This window comes from Exiguobacterium sp. s129, from assembly GCF_018617585.1.
Lineage (GTDB): Bacteria > Bacillota > Bacilli > Exiguobacteriales > Exiguobacteriaceae > Exiguobacterium > Exiguobacterium aestuarii_A.
Map to the genome: position 1 here is coordinate 41,757 of NZ_JACSKL010000014.1, position 8,391 is coordinate 50,147.

Annotated in this window: 9 protein-coding genes and 1 riboswitch; of the genes, 1 reads left to right on the forward strand and 8 read right to left on the reverse strand. The window is 50.0% G+C overall.

The annotated features are described in order from the left end of the window. From KNO92_RS12905 to KNO92_RS12940, 8 genes are all read right to left on the reverse strand, one after another. Positions 1-927 (reverse strand): branched-chain amino acid transaminase, encoded by a 927-nt coding sequence (locus KNO92_RS12905; RefSeq protein WP_214696792.1) that lies wholly within the window; start codon positions 925-927, stop codon positions 1-3. 49 nt (positions 928-976) lie between these two features. After that, on the reverse strand, positions 977-1,684 hold the full coding sequence (gene dapD / locus KNO92_RS12910) for a 2,3,4,5-tetrahydropyridine-2,6-dicarboxylate N-acetyltransferase (protein WP_074032983.1): 708 nt from the start codon (positions 1,682-1,684) through the stop codon (positions 977-979). Further along, positions 1,662-2,411, reverse strand: a complete 750-nt coding sequence (gene dapB, locus KNO92_RS12915) for a 4-hydroxy-tetrahydrodipicolinate reductase (RefSeq protein WP_214696790.1) — start codon at positions 2,409-2,411, stop codon at positions 1,662-1,664. The genes dapD and dapB overlap by 23 nt, the downstream gene beginning before the upstream one ends. Beyond that, on the reverse strand, positions 2,408-3,289 hold the full coding sequence (gene dapA / locus KNO92_RS12920) for a 4-hydroxy-tetrahydrodipicolinate synthase (protein ID WP_214696788.1): 882 nt from the start codon (positions 3,287-3,289) through the stop codon (positions 2,408-2,410). The genes dapB and dapA overlap by 4 nt, the downstream gene beginning before the upstream one ends. A 12-nt stretch (positions 3,290-3,301) precedes the next feature. Continuing rightward, positions 3,302-4,297: an aspartate-semialdehyde dehydrogenase gene (locus KNO92_RS12925; RefSeq protein WP_214696786.1), complete on the reverse strand. Its 996-nt coding sequence runs from the start codon at positions 4,295-4,297 to the stop codon at positions 3,302-3,304. A gap of 12 nt (positions 4,298-4,309) precedes the next feature. After that, complete coding sequence (locus KNO92_RS12930) at positions 4,310-5,509, reverse strand: aspartate kinase (RefSeq protein WP_483297457.1); 1,200 nt, start codon at positions 5,507-5,509, stop codon at positions 4,310-4,312. A gap of 114 nt (positions 5,510-5,623) precedes the next feature. Further along, positions 5,624-5,803: riboswitch (Lysine riboswitch) on the reverse strand. A gap of 77 nt (positions 5,804-5,880) precedes the next feature. Further along, entirely contained in the window at positions 5,881-6,309 is a 429-nt protein-coding gene (locus KNO92_RS12935; protein WP_214696777.1) for a GNAT family N-acetyltransferase, read from the reverse strand. After that, positions 6,303-7,463: an alanyl-tRNA editing protein gene (locus KNO92_RS12940; protein ID WP_214696775.1), complete on the reverse strand. Its 1,161-nt coding sequence runs from the start codon at positions 7,461-7,463 to the stop codon at positions 6,303-6,305. The genes KNO92_RS12935 and KNO92_RS12940 overlap by 7 nt, the downstream gene beginning before the upstream one ends. 96 nt (positions 7,464-7,559) lie before the next feature. Between KNO92_RS12940 and KNO92_RS12945 the strand changes: the two genes are divergently transcribed. Continuing rightward, a complete protein-coding gene (locus KNO92_RS12945) occupies positions 7,560-8,288 on the forward strand; it encodes a GntR family transcriptional regulator (RefSeq protein ID WP_214696773.1) in 729 nt (242 codons plus the stop codon). Positions 8,289-8,391: the final 103 nt, after the last annotated feature.

The following is an 8,391-nucleotide window of genomic DNA, read 5'->3' on the forward strand; positions in this document are numbered from 1 at the left end:
TTACTCTTTAACTGCTGATTTTACAAACGTAACCCAATCACGGTGTTCCGGAAGTTGTCCTGTCACGGCTTCACGATAGCGTGTCAACATTTCTGTTGCGACCGACTGGACGCCGCCACCGATTGAGATGTGATCGACCTCGATGACGCTCGTCACCTCGGCTGCCGTTCCCGTCAAGAAGATCTCATCGGCTACATATAACTCATCGCGCCCGATGTGACGTTCCACGACTTCGTAACCTGCATCACGCGCAAGTTGCATGACCGTCTGACGCGTGATGCCATCGAGTACGGAGCAATCGAGCGACGGTGTCGTGATTGTCTTCCCTTTAACGAGGAAGATGTTCGCGACGCTCGCCTCACTGACGTTTCCGTTCATATCGAGGGCGATCGCTTCATCAAATCCGTCACGAAGCGCTTCTCCTTTTAACAACTGAGAGTTCATATAGTTCGATGCGGCTTTCGCTTGCATCGGCATCATCGTAGAAGATACGCGACGATACGAGGCTACTTTCGCCCGAATCCCGACTGTTTTGCTGAAATATTCGCCGAGCGGCCAACACGAGATGGCAACATGTACCTTCGTCTCCGCTGTCGGCATAAGTGCTTGCCAAGGTGTCCCGAGGAAGACGAACGGGCGGATATAACATGCTTCAAATCCATTTCGTTCAATCAATTCCATCGTCGCTTGTTCGAGTTCGTCCACCGTGTAAGGTAGCGTGACGTGGTAGTATGCACACGAGCGAACGAGTCGCTCCAAGTGTTCACGTAAGCGGAAGATGGCTGGGCCTTCTTCCGTGTGATACGCGCGAATCCCTTCAAAGAACCCGCTTCCGTAGTGAATCGCGTGTGTCATGATACTCGTGTTTGCGTCAGTCGGCTCAATCCAAGCCCCGTCTTTCCACATCCATTGTCCATACTGTTCCATAATGCAACTCTCCCATTCCTCATTGTTTATATTTTCTGTCTATTATACGTTAGAGAGAGCGTAAGTCATCAACAAGTTGCGTTTTTTCAGAAGTTTTTTCATCTTTCTGCTTGATGACTCGTGCCGGTGTACCTGCGACGACCACACCTGGAGGCACATCTTGCGTGACGACACTTCCAGCTGCGACTACCGCATTTTCGCCGACGCGAACCCCTTCCAAGATGACAGCGTTCGCTCCAATCATGACACCATCTTCAATGATGACTGGATCTTTTGAAGGTGGCTCAAGGACACCGGCGACCACGGCACCTGCTCCGAGGTGAACGTTTTTCCCGAGCGTTCCGCGTGCTCCGATGACGGCGTTCATGTCGACCATCGAACCGTCTCCGATGACTGCCCCGATGTTGACGACAGCCCCCATCATGACGACAGCGTTGTTTCCGATTTGAACGTGGTCACGGATAAACGAACCTGGTTCAATTCGTGCGTTGAGTTGTGTCGTATCGAGCATCGGAACGGCACTGTTGCGACGATCATATTCAAGGTGTGAATCGGTGATGACTGACGCATTCGCTTCTAAGAAAGCTGCCGCGCGCTCCGCCGTCGTCAAGAACAGTTTCGACTCGTCTGTACCGAATGCTTTCGCTTCTTCGATTTCAAGACCTGCCAATTGGCCGTTGACGTAAAGTTTTACCGGTGTTTCCTTTTTAGCATCTTTAATATATTGTGCGATTTCATAAGCGTTTGTGAGTAACATGAGTAGCCTCCTCGTATAAGTTCGATAGATTATAAAGTCCTGCTGGGCGATCGATAATCGTTGCTGCTGCAGCGAGGGCCCCGTTTGCAAACACGCGTTTGGATAACGCGGTATGTTTCAATTCAATCATTTCATCATCTCCAGCGAAAAGCACCGTATGCTCCCCGAAGATTGTGCCCCCACGAATCGAGTGCATCCCTAACTCTTCGGCGCCACGCGCTTCCCGGCGTGATGTTCGTTCGTAAATCGGTGTCACATCTCGCTTCGCTTCGATGGCGCGGGCCAACAGCTCCGCAGTGCCACTTGGTGCGTCCACTTTCTTTCGGTGGTGCGCCTCGATGACCTCGATATCATAGCCGAGCGTGAGCGGAACGAGTTGATCGAGTAACTGCTTCAACAGAGCAATCCCATACGATGTGTTATACGACTGAAAAATCGGGATGTCTGATGATGCTTCTTCAATCGCTGCAAGTTCCTCAGGTGTGAATCCTGTCGTCGCGATGACGAGCGGAATGTTGCGTGACCGTCCGAATGCAAGCAAGTCAGGAAGTAATGCCGGATTTGAAAAATCAATGACGACATCGACTTGTGCATCCACCTCGTCTAATGATGCCAGATGCTCGTCACTCCCAGGTGAAACAATAGCCGAGACGTTCACGCCTTGCGTGTTGGCGACTTCTTCGACGATTCGTCCCATCGCACCGAATCCATGGATGAGTACATTCATTGTCTCACCTCGTTAAACTGCTCCATCGCCGATAGTAATTTCGCTTCAGCTGTCGCGCTCATCGGGACGAGCGGAAGACGTGGTGCACCAAATTCAAATCCTCTCGCTTGAAGAGCAGCCTTCACAGGAATCGGATTCACTTCTGCGAAAAGTTCGTCGATCACGGGGAGGAGGCGTAATTGCCATGCACGCGCCGTCTGAAGATCACCTGCTAAAAGTGCTTCTGCCAATGCGACGGTCGCACCCGGGTAAACGTTTGATAAGACTGAAACGACACCTTGAGCACCCCACGCCATATATGGCAAGATTTGATCGTCATTCCCGCAATAAACGGTAAATCCTTCTGGAAGGTGAGCCATCATCTGTGCCATGACCGAGATATCTCCACTCGCTTCTTTTAAGGCCGTGATGCGCGGATGTTCTGCGAGCTCACCGACCGTTTCAGGCGCCAACGCGACGCCAGTCCGTGACGGGACGTTGTAGAGCATGAGCGGAATCGGTGACGCATCCGCAATCGCTGTAAAGTGAGCAAGGAGTCCTGCTTGTGTCGACTTGTTATAGTATGGGGTAACGACCATCGCCATTTCCGCTCCAAGTTCTGCGGCGCGCTTCGTTTTTTCGATACTGACAGCCGTGTTGTTTGATCCCGTTCCCGCGATGATCACCGCTCGACCGTTTGCGACCTCTACTGCTCGAACAAGCAAAGTCTCGAACTCCTCATTCGTCAGTGTCATTCCTTCGCCGGTCGTTCCACCGATGACGAGTCCACTTACTCCCTCTTGAATTTGGTCTTCAATTAATGCTGTCCATGCCTCTAAGTTTAACTGTCCATCTTCTTGAAACGGTGTCGCTAGTGCTGTCGCAACTCCTGTGAACATGTCATCTCCTCCTTATTTTGTCGCTGTTTGACTGATCATGCATTGTGCGATTTGAACCGCATTTGCCGCTGCCCCTTTTCGAACATTATCCGCGACGCACCACAAATGGAATGTATTCGGCTGTGAGTCATCCCGGCGAATCCGACCGACATACACCTCATCGGTTCCGTTTGCATCGAGTGGTGTCGGATATGAAAGTTCGGCTGGGTTGTCCATAACCACGACACCTGGCGCATCTGCGAGTACAGCTTTGACTTCTGCGACTGTCGCATCCCGTTCGAGCGTCACCGTGATGGATACCGCATGACTGTTTCGTACTGGCACTCGGACACAAGTGGCCGTTACGCCAAGGTTCGGCGCGTTCAAAATTTTACGCGTCTCTTCAATCATTTTTTGTTCTTCTTTCGTATAGCCATTTTCTAAGAAGACATCGATTTGCGGCAATACATTATCATAAATCGGATACGGATAATTCGTCGGATCCTCACCGCGAGCACCGCGTTCGAGGTCATCAATCCCTTTTTGACCCGAACCGGATACGGCTTGATAAGACGTATAGGCGACTCGCGTCAATCCATATACTTCCGATAGCGGCGCAAGCGCGACGACTGATTGAATCGTTGAACAGTTCGGGTTCGCAATGAGTGTCTTCTCCGGGCTGAGTTCGACTCGATTCACTTCCGGTACGATGAGCGGAATTCCTTCTTGCATTCGGAATGCGCTTGAGTTGTCGATGACGATGACCCCTTGTTCACTTAAGCATGGCGCATACTGTTCGCTGATACTTCCACCGGCAGAGAACAAGGCGATATCGATTGGGTCCGCATAAATCGAATCGTTCAATTCACGAATCACAATCGATTGTCCGTTCACTTCGACTGTCTTCCCTGCCGACCGTGCCGAAGCGTATAGTCTCAGTTCACTGATTGGAAATTCGTATTCGATTAAGACGTCAATCATTTTTTGTCCGACGGCGCCCGTTGCGCCGACGACAGCTACGTTATACATCGTGCTACCCCCTTATAAGTTGAAGCGAGCCGCAATGGCTGCGACTGCCGCTTCCACGTCTTGTTCTTGAATCGTGTAGGAAATGCTAATCTCAGATGTCGTGACTTGATAGAACGGAATCCCCATCTCGCGGAATGTTGCGAAGAGTTCTGATGCGACGCCGGTCGCGTCTCGCATGCCAATTCCGACGACCGAAATTTTTGCGTGTTCCGTATGACGATCGATTTTGATTTGTGGCAAGGTCGCTGTTAATTCTGCGAGTGCCTCTTCTAAGAACGCCTCTTCGTCGAGTGGACATGTGAACGAAAGGAACACTTCGCCATCGAACGCCGTCTGTGAAATCATATCGATATTGACGTGACGTTCAGACAATCGTTCAAAGATGTCCGCGACTCCGGCTGCCGTGTGCGGGATGTGTTTAATTGAGACACTGAGTACGTTTTTGACGACACTCACACTCGTGACTGCTTTCTGTTCCATTGCTTGCGTCGTATCCATGATCCATGTTCCTCCTTCGCTCGAGAGCGTCTTTCCAACAAAAATATTCACGTCATACTTTTTCGCGAGCTCGACGCTTCGCATTTCCATGACTTTAGAGCCGAGTGCACTCATCTCCATCATTTCATCGTAAGAGACGGTGTCGAGGCGCTTCGCCGTCGGATGAATCCGCGGGTCCGTCGTATACACCCCAGCCACATCCGTATAAATTTCACAACGTTGACTGAGGACGGCCGCAAGTGCGACTGCTGTCGTATCCGAACCGCCACGCCCGAGTGTCGTAACGTCTCCCACTTCATTCACACCTTGGAAACCAGCGACAATCAAGACGTCATATTGACGCAACTTCTCATGCAATACTTCTTTACGAATCGCTTTGATTTTGCTCTTCGTATGGATGCCCATCGTATCAATTCCGGCTTGTTGTCCGGTGAGTGAAATGGCAGGTACGCCTCGCGAGTTCAAGGCGATACTGAGTAGACTAATCGTCTGTTCTTCCCCGACGGCGAGTAGCCGATCGAGTTCACGAATCATCGGGCGCTCCGTGATTTGTTTAGCGAGCGACAGGAGCGAGTCCGTCGTCTTGCCCATTGCTGATACGACGACGACCAATTTTTCACCGGTCGCCACACGTGTTTGTAAATAGTCTGAAATGGCTTGTATTTGTTCGATTGTAGCAACAGAGCTGCCTCCAAATTTCAGTACGGTTGTCATCAAGTTCCCCACTTTCAAGATGTCCACCAACAGAAAAAGCGGCAGACCGGTAGGAAGCACTTTCCCTACGGCCTGCCGCTTGTACGCGCAGTTGAAAAACGATTAAAGAATCGTTCCGTAGATAGCGCTCCATGGTAGTTGACCATGGCAGTGTAGGCGTTATTCACGACTACCCCAGCCTTCGTTCACACGCACGTGAACGTCGACTTCGGCGAATTTCCCCTTTCGGCTCGGTCCGGAGTGCGTCCGTTTCAACCAAGCTTACTCATGTCATTCGCAACCTCTATCTGTCAGTTGTTAGTATTAGTTATAACAAAACGAAATCTTCTTGCCAACCTTTTTTTAGAAAAATGGGATATTTCAAAAAAGAGTTACCACGTTTTCCGCATCATACGGTGTGGGATATTGGCATCTAAAAATTCATCTCCGAACGCCTCGTACCCGAGTTTTTCATAGAACGGAAGCGCCGTTAACTGTGCACCTAGGCGCAGTTCACTTAATCCTTGCTGTTTTGCGACACGTTCGACTTCGTCCATGATTTCTTTTCCATATCCATGACCTCGGGCCGTCTGAATCGTCGCCACCCGCTCCACTTTCCCGACAGTCGAGTCTACCGGGCGAAGACGTGCTGTCGTCACCGGTTGCGCATCAAGGAGACCGACCACGTGCGTACAAACATCATCTAAATTATCGTATTCGAGACTCGCATCGATTCCTTGTTCCTGAACGAATACGATTTCCCGTACTTGCTTGGCCTGCTCGATTAACTCAGCTTCTTTTCCCGATTGAATCGTCAACATGGTAAGACCCCCTCTTGTAATCGTCTCACGATTTCTTCCATCCCTCGTTCAAGTTCCGTGACCGAAGTGAATCGTGCTTGTGCCTGCTTATGATTCCCACCACCGCGACCAATCTTCATCTCTTGAAGCGTTGCTCGGAGGAATGTTCCGACCGCGATATCATGAGTCCCATCATGCATGACAAATAATTTTTGCGTACTATAGTTGGCTCCGACAGCGATTCGTCCGGTCGCTGCGATTCGTTCAATAATTGCGGTCGTCAATGTTTCCGCTTCGGTCCGTCCCACGTGTAACGCCACATAATTGTCCTCTTGTAAGACTGCCTCCACTTTCGCTTTCGCAATCCGTTCTTCGAGCGTCTTGATTTCTTTTTCACGTTCAAGACGAATCGTGTGCTCTTCAATCACACGTGCTGCCACCGATTCATTCGTTGTCGAGAACGTGTGGTGGATTGTCCGTAACGCTTCCCGTGCTCGTTGTGTCGCTTTCAACGCCCGATTACCGGCTACATACGTCAAGCGGATGTTTCCTCTCACTTTTTTGAGCGTCGTCACGTGAATCGTACCAAGTTGCCCTGTCGTTTCCACGTGTGTCCCACCGCACGCGTTATAATCAAGCCCTTCGATTTCGACGATTCGAATCATCCCTGTTCGATCGGTCGCTTTCCGTAAGCGCGTCCGGTCCACTTTTTCTTCTGCGATTTCATACACATGAATCGGATAATTCTCAAAGATGAGTTGCTGCATCTCTTGCTCAAGAGCTTCAACTTGAGCCCAGTCCATCCCTGCCGTCTCAATCTCAATGGACGAATCTTCTTCGCCAATTCCAAAACTGAGCGTACGAATGCCATGACGATCTTCCAAAATCGCCGTTAACAAGTGTTGGGCGGTATGCTGGATGGAATGGTCTCGTCTCACCTCTTCATCGATTCGAGCCGCTATAGGTGTTCCGGTAGGCAATGCTTCTGACAAGAGATGCCACACTTCACCGTCCTTGATTTGCACGTCTAATACGTCATGCGAATCAATCCATCCTCGGTCTGCCGGTTGCCCACCACCTTCGGGATAGAAAGGACTGTTCTCGAGCGTGTGCCAATGACCTTTTCCATCCTCGCTTACTGAGGTCACGATTGTATTGACTGTATGTTGATTCATCTTGTCCTCCACCTTCTCTCTATAAATCTGTTCAGACAACTAGTCTAATTTCGTCTATAATGAAACATACATCTTCTCAGTCAGGAGCGAAATGATATGTTAGAAATCGATAAACAATCTCCGTTACCTATTTATTATCAAATTGAAGCGTACTTAAAGCAACAAATTGATGACGGATTGTTAAAGCCAGGAGACACGCTACCTTCAGAACGTGAATTCTCCGAACAGTTTCATGTCAGTCGCATGACGATTCGTCAAGCAATCATGAACCTCGTCAACGCCGGTTATTTGAGCCGTCAAAAAGGACGAGGGACATTCGTCGCGAGCCAAAAGATTGCCATGACGTTGTCCGGACTGACCAGTTTTTCTGAAGAAATCAAACATCGTGGCATGCGACCACTCAGTCGTCTTTTGTCCTATGAGATCATCCCGGCAACGGATCGAATCGCCCAACAACTGAGCATCCCGAATCAAACACCGGTATACGAAATGAAGCGGCTCCGACTCGCAGACGACCATCCGCTCGCGCTCGAGACCGCCTACATTCCTGTCCGTTTATTGCCTGACCTGACGAAAGAAGACGCGACCGGTTCCATTTATGCATACGCCGAACAGCACGGTTTACGTTTGAAAAATGCAACACAGACACTCGAAGCCCGCAGCGCCGGTCCCGAGGAAGCGAAACTGCTGACTATCTCTCCAAACGCACCGGTATTGCTGATCGATCAACGTACCTATCTCGAGAACGGAGACATGTTTGAATATAGTCGCTCGCTCTTTCGTGGAGACTCGTATTCCTTGACCGTTGCGATGGAGCGCATATAAAAAAAGTTTGCCCTGTGAACTGAACCAAAAAAGTTAGACACTAAATAATTTTGTTAAGCGACTTTTAGAACCTGCGTCCGGTATTCAACCGGGCTCAGGTTTT

Excerpts from the sequence above, each read along its gene's own strand:
- KNO92_RS12925 (WP_214696786.1), bottom strand. The coding sequence starts at position 4,297 with ATGTATAACGTAGCTGTCGTCGGCGCAACGGGCGCCGTCGGACAAAAA.
- KNO92_RS12930 (WP_483297457.1), bottom strand. The coding sequence starts at position 5,509 with ATGACAACCGTACTGAAATTTGGAGGCAGCTCTGTTGCTACAATCGAA.
- KNO92_RS12905 (WP_214696792.1), bottom strand. The coding sequence starts at position 927 with ATGGAACAGTATGGACAATGGATGTGGAAAGACGGGGCTTGGATTGAG.
- KNO92_RS12945 (WP_214696773.1), top strand. The coding sequence starts at position 7,560 with ATGTTAGAAATCGATAAACAATCTCCGTTACCTATTTATTATCAAATT.
- dapD (WP_074032983.1), bottom strand. The coding sequence starts at position 1,684 with ATGTTACTCACAAACGCTTATGAAATCGCACAATATATTAAAGATGCT.
- KNO92_RS12935 (WP_214696777.1), bottom strand. The coding sequence starts at position 6,309 with ATGTTGACGATTCAATCGGGAAAAGAAGCTGAGTTAATCGAGCAGGCC.
- dapB (WP_214696790.1), bottom strand. The coding sequence starts at position 2,411 with ATGAATGTACTCATCCATGGATTCGGTGCGATGGGACGAATCGTCGAA.
- KNO92_RS12940 (WP_214696775.1), bottom strand. The coding sequence starts at position 7,463 with ATGAATCAACATACAGTCAATACAATCGTGACCTCAGTAAGCGAGGAT.
- dapA (WP_214696788.1), bottom strand. The coding sequence starts at position 3,289 with ATGTTCACAGGAGTTGCGACAGCACTAGCGACACCGTTTCAAGAAGAT.